The 19,414-nt window shown below is 70.5% G+C and carries 17 protein-coding genes; 5 read left to right on the top strand and 12 right to left on the bottom strand.

Annotation, left to right across the window (positions count from 1 at the left end; all coding sequences use genetic code 11):
- A partial coding sequence (locus tag GWK61_RS56285; RefSeq protein ID WP_228562188.1) for a hypothetical protein occupies nucleotides 1–240 on the top strand: 240 nt, incomplete at its 5' end.
- 256 nt (nucleotides 241–496) lie between these two features.
- Here the strand turns inward: GWK61_RS56285 and GWK61_RS12410 are convergent.
- Nucleotides 497–946, bottom strand: a complete 450-nt coding sequence (locus GWK61_RS12410) for a hypothetical protein (protein WP_194908486.1) — start codon at nucleotides 944–946, stop codon at nucleotides 497–499.
- A gap of 178 nt (nucleotides 947–1,124) precedes the next feature.
- On the opposite strand from GWK61_RS12410, the gene GWK61_RS12405 reads away from it, so the two are divergent.
- Complete coding sequence (locus GWK61_RS12405) at nucleotides 1,125–3,770, top strand: glycosyl hydrolase (RefSeq protein WP_194908485.1); 2,646 nt, start codon at nucleotides 1,125–1,127, stop codon at nucleotides 3,768–3,770.
- Nucleotides 3,771–3,914: 144 nt separating this feature from the next.
- On the opposite strand, the gene GWK61_RS12400 is transcribed toward GWK61_RS12405, so the two are convergent.
- The 3 genes from GWK61_RS12400 to GWK61_RS12390 form a co-directional block, all read right to left on the bottom strand.
- The gene (locus GWK61_RS12400; protein ID WP_194908484.1) at nucleotides 3,915–4,706 is read right to left on the bottom strand and encodes an alpha/beta fold hydrolase; all 792 of its coding nucleotides are present in this window, start codon (nucleotides 4,704–4,706) and stop codon (nucleotides 3,915–3,917) included.
- A 92-nt stretch (nucleotides 4,707–4,798) separates the two neighbouring features.
- Nucleotides 4,799–5,926, bottom strand: coding sequence for a hypothetical protein (locus GWK61_RS12395; RefSeq protein ID WP_194908483.1), 1,128 nt, complete (start codon nucleotides 5,924–5,926; stop codon nucleotides 4,799–4,801).
- A gap of 21 nt (nucleotides 5,927–5,947) precedes the next feature.
- Nucleotides 5,948–6,823 carry a LysR family transcriptional regulator gene (locus GWK61_RS12390; RefSeq protein ID WP_194908490.1) on the bottom strand — a complete coding sequence of 292 codons (876 nt, stop codon included), beginning with the start codon at nucleotides 6,821–6,823 and terminating at the stop codon, nucleotides 5,948–5,950.
- Between the two features lie 88 nt (nucleotides 6,824–6,911).
- Here GWK61_RS12390 and GWK61_RS12385 point away from each other — a divergent pair, with 88 nt between their 5' ends.
- A complete protein-coding gene (locus GWK61_RS12385) occupies nucleotides 6,912–7,829 on the top strand; it encodes an MBL fold metallo-hydrolase (RefSeq protein WP_194908482.1) in 918 nt (305 codons plus the stop codon).
- Nucleotides 7,830–7,930: 101 nt separating this feature from the next.
- The gene (locus tag GWK61_RS12380) at nucleotides 7,931–9,538 is read left to right on the top strand and encodes a Na+/H+ antiporter (protein ID WP_194908481.1); all 1,608 of its coding nucleotides are present in this window, start codon (nucleotides 7,931–7,933) and stop codon (nucleotides 9,536–9,538) included.
- Nucleotides 9,539–9,660: 122 nt separating this feature from the next.
- On the opposite strand, the gene GWK61_RS12375 is transcribed toward GWK61_RS12380, so the two are convergent.
- Nucleotides 9,661–10,266, bottom strand: coding sequence for a hypothetical protein (locus GWK61_RS12375; protein WP_228562185.1), 606 nt, complete (start codon nucleotides 10,264–10,266; stop codon nucleotides 9,661–9,663).
- 37 nt (nucleotides 10,267–10,303) lie between these two features.
- Nucleotides 10,304–11,311 carry an oxidoreductase gene (locus tag GWK61_RS12370; protein ID WP_194908479.1) on the bottom strand — a complete coding sequence of 336 codons (1,008 nt, stop codon included), beginning with the start codon at nucleotides 11,309–11,311 and terminating at the stop codon, nucleotides 10,304–10,306.
- A gap of 69 nt (nucleotides 11,312–11,380) precedes the next feature.
- Between GWK61_RS12370 and GWK61_RS12365 the strand changes: the two genes are divergently transcribed.
- Nucleotides 11,381–12,367 carry an AraC family transcriptional regulator gene (locus GWK61_RS12365; RefSeq protein ID WP_194908478.1) on the top strand — a complete coding sequence of 329 codons (987 nt, stop codon included), beginning with the start codon at nucleotides 11,381–11,383 and terminating at the stop codon, nucleotides 12,365–12,367.
- 65 nt (nucleotides 12,368–12,432) lie between these two features.
- Here the strand turns inward: GWK61_RS12365 and GWK61_RS12360 are convergent, their stop codons facing one another.
- The 6 genes from GWK61_RS12360 to GWK61_RS12335 all read right to left on the bottom strand — a co-directional run bounded on the left by GWK61_RS12360 (nucleotide 12,433) and on the right by GWK61_RS12335 (nucleotide 19,385).
- The gene (locus GWK61_RS12360; protein WP_194908477.1) at nucleotides 12,433–14,454 is read right to left on the bottom strand and encodes a LamG-like jellyroll fold domain-containing protein; all 2,022 of its coding nucleotides are present in this window, start codon (nucleotides 14,452–14,454) and stop codon (nucleotides 12,433–12,435) included.
- A gap of 115 nt (nucleotides 14,455–14,569) precedes the next feature.
- Nucleotides 14,570–15,697, bottom strand: coding sequence for an LLM class flavin-dependent oxidoreductase (locus GWK61_RS12355; protein ID WP_194908476.1), 1,128 nt, complete (start codon nucleotides 15,695–15,697; stop codon nucleotides 14,570–14,572).
- 16 nt (nucleotides 15,698–15,713) lie between these two features.
- The gene (locus tag GWK61_RS12350) at nucleotides 15,714–16,724 is read right to left on the bottom strand and encodes a transporter substrate-binding domain-containing protein (protein WP_194908475.1); all 1,011 of its coding nucleotides are present in this window, start codon (nucleotides 16,722–16,724) and stop codon (nucleotides 15,714–15,716) included.
- 26 nt (nucleotides 16,725–16,750) lie between these two features.
- Nucleotides 16,751–17,521 (bottom strand): amino acid ABC transporter ATP-binding protein, encoded by a 771-nt coding sequence (locus GWK61_RS12345; RefSeq protein WP_194908474.1) that lies wholly within the window; start codon nucleotides 17,519–17,521, stop codon nucleotides 16,751–16,753.
- The gene (locus GWK61_RS12340) at nucleotides 17,518–18,405 is read right to left on the bottom strand and encodes an amino acid ABC transporter permease (protein WP_194908473.1); all 888 of its coding nucleotides are present in this window, start codon (nucleotides 18,403–18,405) and stop codon (nucleotides 17,518–17,520) included. The genes GWK61_RS12345 and GWK61_RS12340 overlap by 4 nt, the downstream gene beginning before the upstream one ends.
- Complete coding sequence (locus GWK61_RS12335) at nucleotides 18,405–19,385, bottom strand: transporter substrate-binding domain-containing protein (RefSeq protein ID WP_323747531.1); 981 nt, start codon at nucleotides 19,383–19,385, stop codon at nucleotides 18,405–18,407. The genes GWK61_RS12340 and GWK61_RS12335 overlap by 1 nt, the downstream gene beginning before the upstream one ends.
- Nucleotides 19,386–19,414 lie beyond the last annotated feature (29 nt).

Below are 19,414 nucleotides of genomic sequence, written 5' to 3'. Positions count from 1 at the left end.
ATCGTGAAGTCGCCCTCGGGACGCTACGCCACAGCCTTCGCCTCCCGCGGCAGCGCCTCCGCCGCCAAGAACCCCGCCCGCGCACGCCGGCTTCGCCAATGGTTTGATGGCCTCGCAGGGGGACGCAGTTCGGTTGTGCACCGCATGTCACGCTGGCGGCCGGCGGTTTTCGTGGACAAGACCACGCATAAGTCCGAGTCACTGCGCATGCGTTGCGTAGGCGGCAATCGTCGTGCGTGATGGGTGCCTTGAGGCCTCTGGCGGGCCTCCTCGACGAGGGGGCGACCCGCGCGTCCGACGGTTTGCCGGCGGCCCGCGACTGTTCGGCTTTGCATCCGCTGTTGCCTGCGCCGCGTTGTCTGCTGGCGGTGCTGCTTGTGGTCGCCGGGTTCTGGGTCCCTCGCCGCGTCATCGCCGTGAACGGAACCAGAACCAACACCCCGCGTGGTCCGGTCGGACGCGGCGAACCATGTGGTCAGCCTGGGCTCGTCCGCGTCTACGGGTGGCCGCTGACCGGTGTCCCGTTCATGTAGCACTGGCCGCCGCTGTAGCAGAAGAAGGCGTTGGGCGTCTGCGTCGTGTGGACGGGGTTCGGCTGGGGTGCGGCTCCGTCGCCGCTCGCGCTCAGGGTGCTGAGTCCGCTGATGCCGGCCACGATTGCCAACAGCAGCTGGAGCCCCGCCTCCGGGGTCCAGTTGCGCCAGTACGCGTAAAACGCGTGTACTGCCAGCGCGCCGGCGACCAGGAGTAGGGCCCAGCTGAAATAGTGCGTGGGTGGTCTCGGCGTGCGGCGGGATTCCCAGTCCAGTCCTTGTATCGCGTCGGCGAAGCCGCCCCATGCGAGTGCCACGAAGCAGACGGCGTCGACGGCCAGCACCGCTAGAAACCGCCGTATGCCGGAGGTGTGCGGCTTTGACGGCTCCGAAGACAGCAAGGACAAGGACATTGGCCAAGCATGACAGTGCCCTTCGACCATGGTCCATGGCGTCGGCGCAGACCAACCCCCTAGTGAGACCCCACATTTACCGAATCTTGACCGCCCGGGGGCTGACCGCTGCCATGGCACATGGCACGCTTCGGGCTGGCACTGCATCACTGTTCCTCGACAGTAGGGATCCCACGGCATGCGAACTGCCACGCGCCTGAGACTGCTCCCGATCGGAGCGGCCTGCGCGGCTTTGGCCATGGTTTTGGCGGGCCCGCAGGCGGCCGCCGACAACGCCGGAGCCACCCAACCCCACAACCGGCCGCACGCGGTCAAGTCTTCGACCACTGCTTCTACGGGACACATTCGGTCTTCTGCGGTGGGCGGTCCTCCCGGCAACCCCGATGGTGGCGTCGATGACCCGACCGCTGCCGACAATGAGTATTTCGCGGCGCGTAGTGCGCCCGGGATCGTGGCGCCTGGCGCGTATGGTGCGGCGTGGCAGCAGATTCAGTCGATGCCGCATTACGGGCCGACGTGGAAGTCTGTTACCACAGCGGCCTACAACTCCGACGATCCGCTGTACCGCGACTATGACTCCAACTCCTCCGGCGGTGCCGGGAATGTCACCGGTCGGATGACCGGTATGGCTGCGGACAATGCCGGGCACATCTACGCCGGCGGTGCGAACGGCGGCGTGTGGCGTTCCTCCACCGGTGGTGGGCAGTGGACGCCGATCTCTGAGGCGCTGCCCGCGGCCTCGACCGGGGACCTGGAGCTGGATGCGTCCGGTCGGCTGTGGTACGCCACCGGTGAGGCGAACACCGCCTCGGACACCTTCACCGGCTCCGGTGTGTATGTGCTCTCGCACCCGGTGCATGGGACGTTCTCCACGCACGACCGGGTCGGCGGCACCGAGTTGCAGTCCACGAGCATCCGCAAGATCCGCTTCATCGGTGGCACCGTCTACGCGGCCACCACCCGCGGCCTGTACTCGCATCCGTTGAGTGATCTGCACGGCGCGTGGAAGCTGGAGTTCGCGCCGAATCCGACGTACCTGCCCGGCGGGTCTCAGGCCACGGACCCGGCTGCACCGTACAAGAACATCGTCAACGACGTCACCGCGGACCCGACAGACCCGTCCAAGCTGATCGCTGCCATCGGCTGGCGCAGCGGTGACACCTACAACGGCTTCTACACCAAGTCCGGCGGTACCTGGACCCGGATCACGACCTCGCTCGGCGACCTGCCGACCGCGGCGGCGAATGTGGGTGCGGTGACGTTCGCGCGGTCTGTCGACGGCTCGAAGTTCTACGCCATCAACCAGGACCCGACGAAGATCTCCAGTGCGCAGTCCACGCTCGGCGGTGTCTACGTCTCCAACGGCACGCCGTTCGGCCCCTGGTCGCTGATCGCCGACTCGCCGAAGCTGGAGGCCTCCGGCTCGGCCGAGACCGGCGCCACCTACAACCCCGGCGTCCAGGCCTGGTACAACCAGTTCCTGCAGGTCGACCCCACCGACCCCAACCACGTCTACATGGGTCTGGAAGAGGTCTACGAGTCCCACGACGCCGGCGCCACCTGGAACACGGTCGGGCCGTACTGGAACTTCACCTACCCCTGCTGGTCGATCGACCCGACCAAGCAGACCGGCACCTGCTCCCCCACGACCCACTCCGACCAGCACGCGGTCGCGATCGGCAGCATGGGCGGCAAGGCCTACGTCGTGGTCGGTAACGACGGCGGCGTCTACAAGCGCCCCGTGGCCGGCGTGCTGGACTCCGGCGGCCACGCCGCCGACTGGCAGTCGCTCAACGACGGCACCATCGACACCCTGCAGTACTACTCGGTGGGCGTCGGCGCCGACCCGTCCGGCAAGGGCGTCGCGGTCTCCGGCGGCCTGCAGGACAACGGCCAGTCGATCCTGCGCAGCGGCCCCGCGGTCATGGGCTCCAACTTCGGCGGCGACGGCGGCGACACCCTCGTCGACCCGGCCAACGGCTGCAACATCGCCCAGGAGTACACCAACGAGAACATGTGGGTGACTAACGACTGCGGCCAGAACGTCTCCACCGATCCTTCGACGTCCACTGAGTACAACGTGCCGCCGAACGACGGCGTCAACGGCACCGCCCGCTTCACCGCGCCGTTCACCGCCGACATCAAGAACCCGAACACCTGGGTCGCCGGCGGCCAGCACGTCGCCGTCCAGACCAAGGGCTTCGCGATCCGCGCCACCTCGGACTGGACCGACGTCTACGACCTCGGCACCGGCCACCTCTCCTCAGCCGTCGCCTCCTCCGGCGGCAAGATCTACGCGGCGTGGTGCGGCGGCGGCTGCAACAGCGTCGGCTTCAGCCGCGGCATCGCGGTCGGCAACGCCGACGGCACCGGCTGGCACCAGCTGACCCTGCCCACCGACGGCACCTCGCTGCCCAACCGCTACCTGTCCTCCATCGCCATCGACCCCAGCGACGCCAACCACGTCTACGTCGCGGTCAGCGGCTTCTCCCGGAAGTGGACCGAAGGCCCCGGCGCGGACTTCGGCCACATCTTCGAAAGCCACGACGGCGGCACCACCTGGAAGGACATCTCGGCGAACCTGCCCGACGTCCCGGCCGACTCCATCCAGATCCTGCCGCACGGCGGCATCGCGCTGGCCACCGACCTGGGCGTGTTCTACGAGGGCGCGCACTCCTCCTGCTGGAGCATCCTGGGCAACGGTCTGCCGACCAACGCCACGCTGCAACTGCAGCTCGGCCCGGACGGAAACCTGTACGCGGCCACGCACGGACGCGGGATCTGGAAGATCCGGGTGCCTTCCGGGGGCCAGAACCAGCAGTGATCTGTATCAACTGAGCAAAGCAGCGTTAGCTGAGCAAGGCGATGTCGGCTGAACAAGGCGATATCGCCGGAGCCACAAGGTGCGGCGTCCTCTTCGGGAGGGCGCCGCACCTTCTGCTTTGCCTGCTCTGCCTCTATCCGCGCCTCACGCAAAGAACTTCGCCAGCACCGGGCCGATGACGTCCGGGCTGACCTCGTGCGTCTGCCCGTCGAGCGTCAGCCGCTCGGCGTCCGAGCAAGCCTCGGCGATGAGCCCCGCCGGGTCGCGCAGGAAGTCCGGGCTCGCGCCGCCGTCCATGGCGAGGACCGGCACGGTGATCGTGGCGAGCAGTTCGGTCGGCACCGCGCCGCCCGCGGGGTAGCCCAGGACCGCGTTGTCGTACGTCAGGGACTTGGCGACGGCCGTGAACATCGGCCACACCGGCGACTGGCGCATCCCCGCGACCTGGTCCTCCGGCAGGCCGACCAGCGCCATGAACAGGGCCGGCATGTCGTCGACGCGGCCCTCGTCGAGCGCCTGGTGCAGGTCGGTGGTGTACGCCAGGGCGGCGGCGCGGTGCCAGTCCTGGGTCACGTACGGCGCCTCGTAGCAGGCCGCCTTGGTCACGCCGATGCCCGCGGCGGCGGCCCGCAGCGTGAGGGCGCCGCCGGAGGAGAAGCCGGCGAGGCCGGCCTGTCCCCCGGCGGCCCGGATCAGGGCCGCGATGTCCTCGACCTCGCGCTCGGGCGCGTACGCCTCGGCGTCGCCGCTCTCGCCCCGGCCGCGGCGGTCGTAGGTGTAGACGGTGAACTCCGGGGCCAGTTGCTCGGCGATGCCGCCGCTCGGGCCGAACGCGCGGTGGCACAGCGCGCCGTCGACGATGATCACGGCGGGGCCGTCGCCGGTCTTGGTGTAGGCGATGGGGGTGCCGTCAGCCGAGGTCACGGTGCTGGTCATGGGATGGTTCCTTTCAGGAGGGCGGGTCGTCGTCAGGTTGGACGACGGCCGGCCCCGGAACTCATCGGTCCCGCACGGACTCGGCGATTCCGTCAGGAAGACGGGGCCTGCGTCGGCGTCAGCGTCACCGACCCGCCCGGAACCCCGACCTTGCTGATCACCTGCGGCAGCCCGAGCAGCCCCGCGAAGTCGTTCTGCACGACCAGGTTGACCACCAGCGCGGCGCCCTGCGGAGCCACCGGCTTGGCGGTCAGCCGGACCACGTTCTTCGAGCCGCCGATCACCTTCGTCTGCGGGTCCGTCAACAGCGCCGACCACGGCTGGTTCCGGACGTAGTCCAGGCCGCTGCCGACCGCCTTGGTGAACCCGGTGGCGAACCCCTGCGCGGCCGACGCGCTGGGAGCGGCGGCGCAGATCTCCTCGCGGATGTCGGACGTGCCGGTCGCGGTGACGCCGAAGGCGATCGCCGAGATGCCGCTGTTGTTGATCTGCTTGGCGTCGGTGTTCACGTATGCGATCAGGGTCGAGCCCAGGCAGTCGGCCAGCGAACCCACCATGGCGTCGCCGGACAGCGGTTTGGACTGCGCCGGCAGCGCGGCAGCCAGGTCGGAGGTCGCGGAGCCGTAGGCGATGCTCGACTTCGACACCCAGATCACGTTCAGCCAGCCGGTCATCCCCGGCCCGATGCCGTTCGCGTCCAGCTTGGTCAGGTCCATCTGGTGGTTGTCCTGGAAGACCCACGCGGTGACCCCGCCGCCGCGGTCCGACTTGTGGTAGCCCCAGGCGGCGAGCTTCGTGCCGATCGCCGTCGGGTCGAAGGACCCGTACAGGACCCCGACCTGGTCCGGCGGCAGGCCCAGGCTGATCGCGCTGGTCGCGGTGGTCGAGTCGAAGCCGGTCAGCGGGGGCAGGACCGAGGCGTACTGCGTCAGCTGGTCCGAGCCGGTGCCGACGAGGCGGCCGAAGGGGCCGTTCGACGCCGGGGTGGTGCCGCCGTTGAGCTTGGCCAGCTGCGCGGTGTCGCCGAACTCGATGGAGCCGCTGGTCTGCGCGGTGTCGTGGACGTTCTTGAGCGCGTCCGCGAACGCGCCCGAACCGCCTCCGCCGCCGCCTCCCCCGGACGACCCGCTGCTCGAGCACGCCGCCGCCGAACCCATCGCCACCGCCAGCGCCGAGACGGCCGCGGCCGCTCTGGCGAACCGCCGTGTGCGCCCAGCCATCATCCATCCCCCTTGACAGTCTCAGCCCCCTGGCACGGCGCCGTAGGACTGCGCGGCGACCCGGACGAACGACCGGACCAGCGGATCGTCCCGCGCGTCGGACCATGCGACGACCAGCACGCTCGGCGGCGCGTCGGCCAGCGGCACGAAGGTGAGGCCTTCGGGCAGCACCCCGACCCGCGGCGCCAGTCCGATCGTGCCGTTCCACAGGACGGCTTGCAAGCACTCGTGCACGGTCCGCACCACCGGGCCCTCGCGCGGCGGGCCGGCCGGCGTGGTGGCGTTCCAGAAGGCGCGCCAGATCGGGTCGGCGGTCTCCGGGAAGCGGAACCAGCGCCGGTCGGCGAGCTCGGCCAGACGCAGGACCTCGCGGTCGGCCAGCGGGTCGTCGGTGCGCAGCACGGCGCCGACCGGATCGACCCGGAGCCGGCGGACGCCGATACCGGTCTCGTCGAAGGGCGCGTAGGTGAGCACGACGTCCACCTGGCCGGCGCGCAGGCCGGAGGTCGGGTCGGTGAAGTCGGCCTCGCGGATGTGGACGTCCACGTGCGGATGGCGCTCGCGGAAGGCCTTCACGAGATGGGCCGCGGCCGGGTCGGCGGCGTCGGACAGCATGCCGACGGTCAGGGTCGCGGCCCCGGCCGACGCCGCGACCTTGGCCTGCAACCGGTCGGCCTGGTCGAGCAGCGCGCGGGCATCGCGGTAGAACCAGGCGCCGGTCTCGGTGAGCACGACACCGGACGGCGAGCGCTCGAACAGCGCCACGCCGAGGTCGGTCTCCAGCTGCCGGATGGCGCGGCTCAGCGGCGGCTGCGTCATGTGCAGCCGGCGCGCCGCCCGCCCGAAGTGCAGCTCCTCGGCGACGGCGGCGAAGTAGCGGAGCGAGCGCAGTTCCATGTCCATCACAGGCGACGATACCCGCGCGGTATCGCCCGTGCCGGATCGGACTTGGACGCCCCTCCCGCGCCGGTGTTGCACTCGAAGCATGGCTGACTACCCCTTCCCCGACCCCGTCGTCGAGACCTCCGGCGCCCAGGAAATCGCCCGCGACCTGGTCGTCCTGCCCAACCACGACGTGGACCTGGTGCCGAACATCGGCGTGATCGGCGGCACGCACTCGGTCCTGGTGGTGGACACCGGGCTCGGGCCGCGCAACGCGCGCGACGTCCTGGACTTCGCCCGCGACTACGCCAAGGGCCGCAAGCTCTACCTGACCACCACGCACTTCCACCCGGAGCACGCCTTCGGCGCGCAGGCGTTCGCCGACGAGGCGACGTACGTGGTCAACCGCGCACAGGCTGACGACCTGTCGCAGAAGGGCGCGGGCTACCTGGCGATGTTCACGCAGCTCGGCGCCCCGGTCGCGCGCGAGCTCGACGGCACGGAGCTCCCGACGCCGGACGTCGTCTTCGACGACGGCTACGCCCTGGACCTCGGCGGCCGCACCGTGCACCTGCGCCCGACCGGCCGCGCGCACAGCCGCGGCGACCAGATCGTGACGGTCCCGGACGCCGGCGTGCTGTTCACCGGCGACCTCGCCGAGGCCGGCCAGTTCGCCATCTTCCCGTGGTTCCCCCCGCACGACACCGACGTGTCCGGACTGCGCTGGATCCGCGTGATGGAGGGCCTGGCCGCCGAGCAGCACCGCGTGGTGGTCCCCGGCCACGGCGCGATCGGCGACGCGGCGCTGCTCGCCGAGGTCCGCGACTACCTCAGGGAGCTGCGCGACGAGACCTGGCGCCGCCGGGACGCAGCGGTGGCCGAGGAGACGGTGGTCGAGGAGGTCAGGGCGCTGATGGTGGAGCGGCATCCGGAGTGGCGGATGCGGGAGTGGATCGAGCGCGGGGTCGGGTGCTTGTGCGCGGAGCATGCAGCGGGGGACTCGGCGGAGGGCCGCTGGTAACGTACGCCGCCGTCCCGGTGTGAGCCGCCTCCGGATGGAGATCACCTCATCCAGGGACCCACCCCGCCGACCGGCGGCCGCCCCACCGCCAGGAGGCCCGCGTGCTCGCGCTCACGGTGATCGTCGTGATCGGCGCCTGCGTGCTGGCCAGCGGCATCGTGGGCAACCGCCTCGGCGTCGCACCGCCGGTGTTGATGCTGGCCGCCGGGGTGCTGGTGGGCTTCGTGCCACGGCTGCGGGGGGTGAACCTGCCGCCGGACACCGTGCTGCTGGTCTTCCTGCCGGCGCTGCTCTACTGGGAGAGCCTCAACGCCTCGCTGCGCTGGATCCGGCGCACCCTGCGCGGGCTGGTGCTGATGACCACGCTGCTCGTGATCGTCACGGCGGCGATGGTGGCGGTGGTCGCGCACGCGTTCGGCGTCCCGTGGGGCCCGGCCTGGATCCTCGGCGGGGCGCTGGCGCCGACGGATGCCACCGCGGTCGCGGCGCTGGGCCGGGTGCTGCCGCGGCAGGCGATGAACCTGCTGCAGGCCGAGAGCCTGATCAACGACGGGACGGCGCTGGTCGTCTACGCCGTGGCGGTGTCGGTCACGGTCGGGACCGAGCACTTCAGCGCCGTGCACGTCGGCTGGCTCCTGATCCGCTCCTACGTCGGCGGGGCCGCGGCCGGCGTCGCGGTCGCGTTCGTCGGCGGCCAGCTCCGCGCGCGCCTGACGGACCCGCTGCTGGAGAACGTCGCGATCCTCCTCATCCCCTTCACCGCCTTCCTCCTCGCCGAGGCGGTCCAGGCCTCCGGCGTGCTGGCGGTGGTGGCGTGCGGGCTGATCATGGGCCAGCTCGGGCCGAAGGTCGGCACCCCGGCGGTCCGGCTGCTGTCCCAGGGCTTCTGGACGATCGGCACCTACGTCCTCAACGGCGCCCTGTTCGTCCTGGTCGGCCTGCAGTCCCAGTCCGCGGTCCGCAACCTGACCAGCTTCGACCTGGCGCGGGCGCTGTCCCTGGTGGCGGCGGTGTGCGGGATCCTGATCGCGGTCCGCATGGCCTTCCAGTTCATCGTCATCTACGTCATCCGGGCCCTGGACCGCCGCCCCTCCCAGCAGGCCCGCCGGGTCAGCCACGGCTTCCGGGTGATCACCGGCCTGGCGGGCTTCCGCGGCGCGGTCTCGCTGGCCGCCGCGCTCGCCGTCCCGAACACCCTGGACAACGGCCTGCCGCTGCCCGACCGCGACGTCATCGTGTTCGTCACGGCCGGCGTCATCGCGGCCCTGATGCTCCAGTCCTTCGCGCTGCCGCCGGTGGTCCGCTGGGTCAATCTCCCGGAGGACACGGTCATCGACTCCGAACGCCGCATGGCCAACCGCACGGCCTCCGAGGAGGCCCTGGCGGCGATGCCCCACATCGCCGCGGCCCTGGGCACCGCCCCGGAGATCGTGGACATGACGCGCCGCGAGTACGAGAAACGCATGCGCGTCATCCAGGCCGGCAACCCCGACGACGACTCGGACGACATCGACGACGACGCGGCCGAGCGCCTCCGCCAGTTCGACGAGCAGTACCGCGTGCTGCGCCTGGCGCTGCTGGACTCCAAGCGCGCCACGGTGCTGCGGCTGCGGCACGAGCACCAGATCGACGACGCGGTGGTGCGGCAGATCCAGGCGCGGCTGGACATCGAGGAGGTGCGGCTCAGTCAGACGCAGATTGTGGAGTGAGGCAGATTGTCGAGTGAGGCAGAGCCGGTTGCTCGTCGAGTGAGGCCGGGGCGGCAGCCCTGTTCGGCGCCGAATCAGCGACCTGGTCCGGCCGAGCGATGCCGACCAGTACCGAGACGCCGCTACTCCAGCTCCAACCGCGGCCGCCGCGCCGCACCGAGCTCGCCTCGGGCACCGGCCACCGCCTCGCCGAGCTGCCGCGCCAGGCTGGGCACGGTCGTCGTCGCGAGGTAGAGGTCGGCTCCGGCGTCGAGCAGCCGTCGCACCGGACTCGGGTAGCTGATGCCGAGCTCCGGATCGTCGAGTTCGGCGATGACGACGCGCGCCGACGGGAACATCCCGCGCAGGTTGGCCAGCAGCTTCAGGCTGATCGCGGGGATGAGGAGCACATCGGCGGTCTTGGGCGCGTCCCACATGTCCAGGACGATGTAGTTGTCGCCGAGCTCGGCGGAGAGCTTGCTCCGTGCGGCGTCGGAGAGTTTCATCGCGGTGGCGACGACTGTCACGCCCTCGGCAGCGCTTGTGCCCGAATCACCTGCGTCCGAGGCGGGGCGGGCCCGGATGACCGTGCCCTCCAACGGGGCGTGCCCGGCGGCGGTGATCGTCGCGACCGGCTCGCCAGCGCGCGTGATCTCCAGCGTGCCACCGGGTGCCAGGCCCGCGATGAGGTTCGCGATGTCGGTGGGTAACCGGGAGAGATCCACTTGTGCCCGTTGCCGGTCTTTCATGGCCATCAATCTACCCATGCGGCCGCGCCCGCCTACATCAGCCGCTCGCCTCCATCAACCGCTCGCTGACCTCCCACAGGCGCGTCGCAGCATCCTGATCGACGGCGTACGGCAGCACGCCGACACTGTCCAGCGGTCCGTCCAACGCCGCCAGTTCCTCGGCGGTGATGACCGGGCTGATGTCGGCGTCCTCGCAGTACACGCCGCCCAGGCCGTCCAGCGCCGGGCTGGTCGCGCACCACACCGTGGTCGCGGCGCCCTGCTCGACGGTCTTCACCTGGCGGCCGGTGTTCAGGACGCGGCGGCCGTCGACGTCCACGACCCCGGCGGCGCGCAGCGCGTCGTCGTCGAGGTGCCGGGTCAGGGCCGTGTCGAGGATCGCGCCGGGGTGCACGGCGAAGGCGCGGATGCCCTCGGCGCGGCCGCGCCGGTCGAGCTCGACGGCGAACAGGGAGTTGGCGGTCTTGGACTGGCCGTAGGCCAGGAACGGCTCATACGTCCGGTGCTCGAAGTTCAGGTCCTCGAACACCACCGACGAGTACCGGTGACCACGGGACGACAGCGCGACCACGCGCGCCCCACCAGCCGCGGCAAGCGCCGGCCACAACCGCGTGGTCAGCCGGAAGTGCCCGAGGTGGTTGACGGCGAACTGCAGCTCGTTGCCGCGCGCGTCCCGGGTCAGCGGCGTGGCCATGACGCCGGCGTTGTTGATCAGCAGGTGCAGCGGACGGCCCTCGGCGAGGAAGCGCTCGGCGAAGGCGTCGACGGACGCGGGCTCGACCAGGTCGAGCTCCTCGACCCGCACGCCGTCGAGATCCTTCAAGGCCGCCCGGGCACCCTCAGTGTTCCGGGCCGGCACGACGACCTGCGCGCCCGCATCCCGAAGAGTACGAACGGTGGCCAGCCCGATGCCGCCGTAGCCGCCGGTGACGATCGCGGTCTTGCCGGTGAGGTCGATGCCCTTGATCACTTCGTCAGCCGTGGAGGTGGAGCCGAAGCCGGACGGGAGGGGGCGTTGCGGGGTGGTGGTCGTGGTTTGCGTCATGGTGTGCGGTCCCTTCTGGTGGTGCCTTCAGGACCACGGTAAGTCGGTGGCGATGTACGATGAATACTTGTGAGTTCGCAAAACTTGCGCGAGAGTTCACCAGCTGCCCCCGACGGCCCCGCCGACGACCCCCTCGGCGACGCCCTCGCGATCGCCGACGCCCGCGCCGCGATGTCCGGCGGCTTCGCCGCAGGCGGCCCCTGGGCCCTCCGGCTGCACGCTCCCGACCGGCTGAAGGTGAACTGCGTCGTGCGCGGCGGCTGCCTGCTGGTGCGCTCGGACACCGGCGAACAGGTTCAGCTGGCGGCGGGCGACGTGATCGTCTCCGACGGCGCGCTGCCGTACATCATGTGCAGCGACCCGGGCGTCACCCCGATGGCAGGCGGCCAACTCCCCGTCGACCCGCGCACGGGCCTGCGGACCATCGGCGACGGCGCGGACGTCCTGTGCGTCGCAGGCCACGTCGACCTGAACCGCGACGGCGGCAGCCTCCTGCGCGACGCCCTGCCCCCGCTGGTCCACGTCCGCGGCGACGCGCCCGAGGCAGCCACCCTCCGCCGCCTGACCGAGCAGCTCCTCGACGAGATGACCGGCCGGCGCCCGGGCGCGACAGTGGCGATGGACCACATCGCCCAACTGCTGTTCCTGCAGGTCCTCCGCATCAGCCTCGCCGACACCACGAGCCTCCCACCCGGCTGGCTCCGCGGCCTCGCCGACGAACGCATCGCCCCGGCACTGCGACTGATGCACGGCGAGCCCGCGCGGCCCTGGCAGCTGGAGGAACTGGCGCGTGCGGCATCGCTGTCGCGGACAGCGTTCGCGGTGAGGTTCCGCGAAACCGTGGGCGTTCCACCCCTGACATACCTGCTCACCTGGCGCATGAACCTGGCCGCGCGAGCCCTGCGGCGCGACGGGACGCCGGTCGCGGTGCTGGCGCGCGAGGTCGGGTACGGGTCGGAGAGTGCGTTCAGCAACGCGTTCAAGCGCGCGATGGGGACTTCGCCGCGGAACTACCGGCACTCGCTTGGGGTGGCGGCGGCGACCGCAGGCGGGTAACAGGGCGCCGAGCCGCGGAAGCACGCGGCCCGGCGCCCTCTACCACCGACGAAAACGCCCCGAGGTCAGGCGTTCATGAACTCGTCGATGCGGAGCGGCCGGTTGGTGATGCGGACATCGCCGAGCCAGCCGTTGTGGATCTGGTTGATGCTGCCGTTGTACTCGTAGCCGCCGAGGAGCCAGGAGTGGTTCAGCGTCGTGATGCCGATGGCCGGGGTCGCGGGGTTGCGGCCCTCTTCGCAGCCGTTGACGTACATGCGGTTCACCTTGCCGTCGTTGACCATCGCGACGTGCCACCACTCGCCCAGGGGCAGCAGGTGGCTCCAGGTGGTCGAGGCGCCGGGCTGGTTCAGCGGGTAGACGTTCCACTGGAGCTCGGAGCCGCCGGACAGGCTCAGGGTCGCGATGGGCTCCTGCGGGTCCGTGTTGCCGCCGGACTTGCCGGCCTCGCTGGCGATGCCCCAGCGGCTGAGCAGGCCGCTCCAGGCGCTCTGCGAGGAGTCCCAGTTCGCGGGCAGCTTGAAGAACGCCTCGAAGGTGTAGCCGTGCTGGAAGGTCTCGGCGTTCAGCGGGGCGTTGGGGACCGTCTGCAGCCAGGCGCCCTGGACCGGGTGGCCCTGGCCGGCGAAGCGCAGCGAGCCGTGGCTCGGCTGGTCCGGGTGGAACTCGGAGGTGGACCAGCTCAGGGGCGTGCCCGTGGTGCCGGGGACGTTCTCCTTCACCAGGTCGTTGCCCTTGCCGGACAGGTCGCGGATGACCTGCTGGTCGCCGACCGCCGAGCCGTCGGCGCCGCCGCCGTCGAAGCGCCAGTAGGCCAGGGTGCCGCGGATCAGCATCTTGTTCGCCGGGCGCGCAGGACGTGTCGGGACCGGCGCGAAACCCTTGAACCGCTGGTCGAAGTCGACCGACATGGAGAAGCGGTCGACCGAGGAGGTCAGCTCGATCTCCTGCCCGGCGAGCTCGTTCACCTCGCTGGTGGGCAGGCTGCGGAAGAACGGCGAGAACGTCGACACGTCGATCGTGTTGCGCCGCATGTCGAAGCGGTACGTGCGGATCATCGCCGAGCCGCCGTAGTAGCGGTCCTGGTAGTTCGTGATGTGCACGTGCACGTCGTTGCCCGCGGTGTTGCTCAGCGTCGTGGACCCGGGCGGCCAGTAGTGGCCGTTGAGGGTCAGGAACACCTGGTCGTGGTTCTTGATCAGGCCGTCCCAGAGCTGCTGCCCGTAGTCCGACAGGTAGGCGGTGCCGCCGTCGTCGGCGTAGGCGATCTCGTGCGTGGTGACGATCACCGGCAGCGTCGGGTGGTCGGCGATCACCTGGTTGGCCCAGGCGAACCCGGCCGGCGACAGCCGCCAGTCCAGGCCCAGCAGCAGCCAGTCGCGGCCGCCGCCGCGGAAGACGTGGAAGGTGTTGTAGCCGTCGGGGCTCGAGCCGCCGTAGGTCTTGGACTTGGCCGCGCGGTCCTTGGTGAACGTGGCCGAGTACGGCGTGGCGCCGCGCTGGTCGGTGCCGTGCACGTCGTGGTTGCCGGCGACGACGCTGTAGGCGACCTTCTTGCGGTCCAGCATCTCGAACACCGAACCGGCGGCGGCGAACTCGCCCGCCTGCCCGTTCTGCGTGATGTCGCCGAGGTGCGCCATGAAGACGATGTTCGCGTCCTCATCGCCGCTGAGGATGTAGCGGAACGACGCCTCCATCGGCGCCGGGTGGATGCGGTCCTCGTCGAACATGTACTGCGTGTCCGGCATGACGACCAGCGTGAACACCGGGTTGTCGGGGTCCGGGTCCCAGTGGGCGCCCGGGGCGCTCGTGTCGATCTTCGTGATGTCGTAGACGCCCGCTCCGCCGTGCTTGGCGTCGGTCGAAGCGCCGGCGGCACCGGCGGCACCGGCGGCGTCACCGGTCGCGGCCGAGGCGGACGCGGCCGGCCCGAACACGGTGGCGCCGGACGCCAGCGCGGTCGCGCCGGCGCCCAGCAGCCCCGCGTTGCGCAGGAAGGACCGCCGGCCGGTCGCAGCCGGGCCGGCGGAGTCGAAGTCGGCGGTGCGGGGACACTGGCAGTGAGCGTCTTCGTGCTCGTGGTTCATAACGGCTCCGTGGGGTGAGGATTCCGCCGGTACCGTATGCGCCGCGCCGCGTCCGGCGAGGATCTCTCGAACCAAGGCCGGTCGAACATCGGTGGAACGCGTTAGTTGCGCGGCCTCACAAAAGCGGCCGCACGCACTCCGCGAACGTGTAAGCCTCCTCCAAGTGCGGATACCCGGACAGCACGAACTCCTCGATCCCCGCGTCCTGGTACTCCCGGATCCGCTCGGCCACCTCCTCGTGGCTCCCGACCAGCGCCGTCCCCGCGCCGCCGCGCACCAGCCCGATCCCGGCCCACAGGTTCGGCGCCACCAGCAGCCGCGAGCGGTCGCCGCCGTGCAGGGCCAGCATGCGGCGCTGCCCCTCCGACTCCAGCGCGCGCAACCGCTGCTGGCCGGCGGCGACGGTCGCGTCGTCGAGCCCGGCGATGAGCCGGTCGGCAGCTCGCCACGCCTCCTCGGACGTGTCCCGGCTCAGCACGTGGATCCGCAGCCCGAAGCGGAGTTCGCGCCCGAGCTTCGCCGCGCGCTCGCGCACCCGCTCGACCTTCTCGGCCACCTGCGGCACCGGCTCGCCCCACGTCAGGTACGTGTCCGCGTGCTTGGCCGCGACGTCCAGCGCCGGATCCGACGAGCCACCGAAATAGATCCGCGGCGTCGGCACGGGTGGTTCGCGCAGCTGGCCGCCGCGGATCTCGTGGTAGCCGCCGAGGTAGTCGAACGGCTTGCCGGACCACGCCGCGCGCACGACGTCCAGGAACTCCTCGGCGCGGTCGTAGCGCTGGTCGTGGTCCAGCACGTCGCCGTACCCGCGCTGCTCGGCGTCGCTGCCGCCGGTGACGACGTTCAGCAGCAGCCGCCCCTCGGACAGCCGCTGGAACGTCGCCGCCATCTGCGCCGCCAGCACCGGGCTCACCAGCCCCGGCCGGAACGCCACCAGGAACCGCAGCCGCCGGGTCGCGGCGATCAGCGCGGCGGTCACGATCCACGCGTCCTCACAGTGCGCCCCGGTCGGGGTGAGGACGCCGTCGAACCCGAGATCGTCGGCGGCCCGCGCGAGCTGTGTCAGATAGGCCAAGGTCGCCGGACGCGTGCCGGCCGGAGCGGGACCCGGATCGGCATGAGAACGGTCGGAACCGTCGGGCACCGGCAGCGGCCCCGAAGCCCCGCCGATCCCGGCGCCGTGCACCGACGAGCTCAGCTGTCGTGCGTCCCCGCCAGTAGGCAGAAACCAGTGAAAGTTCATAACCTCGCGCCGCCGCTCAGGAGTTGCTGGCCGGGAGCCCGGGCGGGTTCACCAACGACGTCGGCACCGCCTCGCTGCTGAGGTTCCACGCCGCCAGCCACTTGCCGTAGTCGCCGTTCTGAATCAGATAATTGATGGCGTCGGCGAGCGGCTTGGCCAGCCCACTGTCCTTCTTCGTCGTCGCCGCGATCAGGCCCTGCAACGTCGCACCGGCCCCCGAGTACTCGCCGGCGATCCGCACCGGGTTCGGCGTCTTCGCCTTCGCCGTCACGTCGTACGCGACCTCGGGGTTCGGCCCGAGGAAGATGTCGATCTTCCCCGACGCCAGCGCCAGCGACACCCCGTTGGCGTCCGGGTAGTACTTGATGGACACGTCCTTGCCCTCGCCGCGCAGCTTGGTCTGCCACTCCAGCAGGATCTTCTCCTGGTTGGTCCCGGACGAGACCGCGACCGTCTTGCCGGCCAGCGTGTGGTAGTCGCCGCCGAACGTCCACGTGCTCGACTTCAACGTCTCGAACCCGAGGTTGTCGTCGCGATAGCTGGCGAAGTCGTACTTCTGCTTGCGCTGCTCGGTGTCGGTGATGTTGGAGAACCCGACCGCGTCCTTGCCGCTGTCGATCCCCACGAACATGTTGTCCCACGTGGCGTTGTCGAGCGTCGGCTTGAGCCCGAGCACCGCGGCGACGAGCCGGCCCAGGTCCGGCTCGGAGCCGGTGAGGGTCTTCTGGTCGCTCCCGACGAAGGCCAGCGGCGCCGATCCGGCCGGCAGCGCCCCGATGGCGATCTTGAGCGTGCCGCCGTCGCGGATCGCCGCCGGAAGCTCGGCACGGATCGAGTCCTGCTGCGCGACGGTCAGGTCGGTCTCGGTGGCGGCGCCGTTGGACACCGCGCCGACCTGGACCACCGTCGATCCGGCGGCGGCCGGGGCGCTCGGGGTCTTCGAGCCCGAGGCACTGCTGGAGCACGCCGACGCCAGCAACGCCACAGTGAATATCGGCACGGCAAATCTGAGTGTCTTGCCAGTCATGGATGTATCTCCAATACAGAAAGCTGTTAAAGGACCTTGCTCAGAAACTCACGAGTCCGCGGATGCCGGGGCCGCTCCAGCACTTCCTCCGGCGACCCCTCCTCGACGATCCGGCCGCCGTCCATGAACACGACCCGGTCCGCGGCCTCCCGCGCGAACCCGATCTCGTGTGTGACCACGATCAGCGTCGTCCCGGTCCCGGCCAGATCCTTCATCGCGGCCAGCACCTCGCCGACCAGCTCCGGATCCAGTGCCGAGGTCGGCTCGTCGAACAGGACCACCCCGGGCCGCAGCGCCAGCGCCCGCGCGATCGCGACCCGCTGCTGCTGCCCGCCCGACAACTGCGACGGATAGGCGTCGGCCTTCTCGGCCAGCCCCACCGAGGCCAGCAGCTCCAGGGCGCGCTTCCGCGCCTCGGCCTTCGTCGCCCGGCCGGTCGCCACCGGTGCCGCGGCGACGTTCTCCACCACCGTCAGATGCGGGAACAGGTTGAAGTCCTGGAACACGAACCCGATGTCAGCCCGCTGAGCCAGGATCGCGCGCTCGCTGAGCTCCTTCAGCCGGGTCCCGTGCTGCCGCACCCCGATCAGGACACCGTTCACCGACACGTGTCCGGCGTCCAGCTTCTCCAGGTGGTTGATGGCCCGCAGCAGCGTCGACTTCCCCGCCCCGGATGGGCCGATGATGACCGTGACGTGCCCCGGGCACACCGTCAGATCGACGTCGTCGAGCACCTTGTGCGCCCCGAACGACTTGCTGGCTCCGCGGACCTCCACCGCGGCGGCGAGCGCGCTCATCGCTCCCCCGCCCGCAGCCGACGCTCGATCCAGTACTGCGCCGCCGACACCAGGCTGGTCAGGATCACGTACCAGGCCGTCGCGACCAGCAGCAGCGGCACCACGTCGCCGGGATAGGTGCTGCTCATCGTCTGCACCTGCCCGAACAGGTCCAGCAGCGAGACGTAGAACACCAGCGACGTGCCCTTGATCAGCCCGATCAGTTGGTTGACATACGCCGGCACGATCGCCCGCAGCGCCTGCGGCAGCACGATCCGCCGGAACTGGTACCACCGCGGCAGCCCGAGCGCCGCCGCAGCCTCCCGCTGCCCGCGTCCCACCGACAGGATCCCGCCGCGCACCACCTCGGCGGCGTAGGCGGCCTCGTTCAGGCTCAGCCCGATCGTCGCCACCACGAGTTCCGTGGCCAGCTTGTTCTCGTCGAAGCGGAAGAAGCTCGGCCCGAACGGCACGCCCAGGCTCAGCGTCTTGTAGAGCGCGCTGAAGTTGAACAGGATCAGCAGCACCACGATCAGCGGCACCGAGCGGAACAGCCAGATGTAGACCCAGCTGATCGTCCGCAACACCGGATTGTGCGACAACCGCGCCAGCGCCAGCACCACGCCGAAGAGCAGCCCGAGCACCGCCGACAGCGCGGTGACCTCCAGCGTGACCCACAGGCCGCGCAGGATGACCGGCCGCGCGAACCAGTAGCCGAACCGGCCCCACTGGTAGAAGGGGTTGGTGGCCAGGCCGTGGACGAACTGCGCGGCCAGTACGAGGACTGCGATGGTCGCGATCCACCGGCCGGGATGGCGTAGCGGGATCACGCGCTGCGTGCTCAGTTCCAGGTGCGGTCGCTCAGCGATCCCGACGCCCTCAGCGGGTTCTGCGGAGATGCTCATCAGAAGCCCGGATCCGGGTTGACCTGCGAGGTCTTCACCTCGGTGTCGGGGACGCCCCACTTGGCGAAGATCTTCGCGTAGCTGCCGTCGGCGATCAGCGCGTTCACCGCGTCGGACAGCGGCTTGGTCAGCGGCGAGCCCTTGGCCGTCACCACACCGACCGGTGTGGTGCTGATCTGGCCGAGGAACTTCGTGTTCGGCACGTGCAGCGCGTCGTACTTCACGCTCAGCGTCGGGCCGAACAGCACGTCGATCTTCCCGTTGGCCAGGCCCAGGAAGATCGGGGCGCTGTCGGAGAAGTACTGGACCTGGTACGGCTTCTTGCCGGCCGCAGAGCACTGCGACGCACCGTTGGTGAGGATCTGCTGGAACGTCGAGCCGGGGCTGGTCGCGACGGTGTAGCCGCACAGGTCCGCCAGGGTGCTGATCTTGTCCGCGGACACGCTCGACGCGCCGAGGAACGACTGGCCGTCGGTGAGGTACGTGGCGAAGTCCACGATCTGCTCGCGGGCCTTGGTGACGCCGAAGTTGCCCCAGCCGACGTCGAACTTGCCGTTCTGGGTGCCCGGGATGATGGTCTGGAACGTGCCGTACTGGGTGTCCCAGGTGACGCCGAGCTTCTTGGCGATGGCGTTGCGCAGGTCGACGTCCAGGCCGACCTCCTTGCCTGCGGCGTCCACGCCGTCGTGCGGCAGCCCGGACAGGCCGGTGGGCTGCGTGGTCCCCAGCAGCAGCGTGCCGCGAGAGGCGACGGATGCCGGCAGTTCGGACTTCAGCTTGGGATCGGTCTGCACGCCGGAGACCACGTCCTGGGTCGGGAGCGACGCCGAAGCGCTGCCCGCGGCCGCGACCGGCGCGCCGGCGACCGGCTTGGAGGTCGAGCCGCAGGCCGTGGCCAGCAGGACAGTGGCTGCCGCCAGCGCTGTGCCGACAAAAGCGGCAAGGGGCGATCGACGGCCTGGACGGCCGGGGGTCGTCACGGAAGTGGTCCCTTCGGGATGGAATATGA

This window comes from Catenulispora rubra, assembly GCF_015356825.1.
Classification (GTDB): Bacteria; Actinomycetota; Actinomycetes; order Streptomycetales; family Catenulisporaceae; genus Catenulispora; species Catenulispora rubra.
Note: the sequence above shows the minus strand (reverse complement) of the source record. Positions and strands in the feature narration are given on the sequence as shown.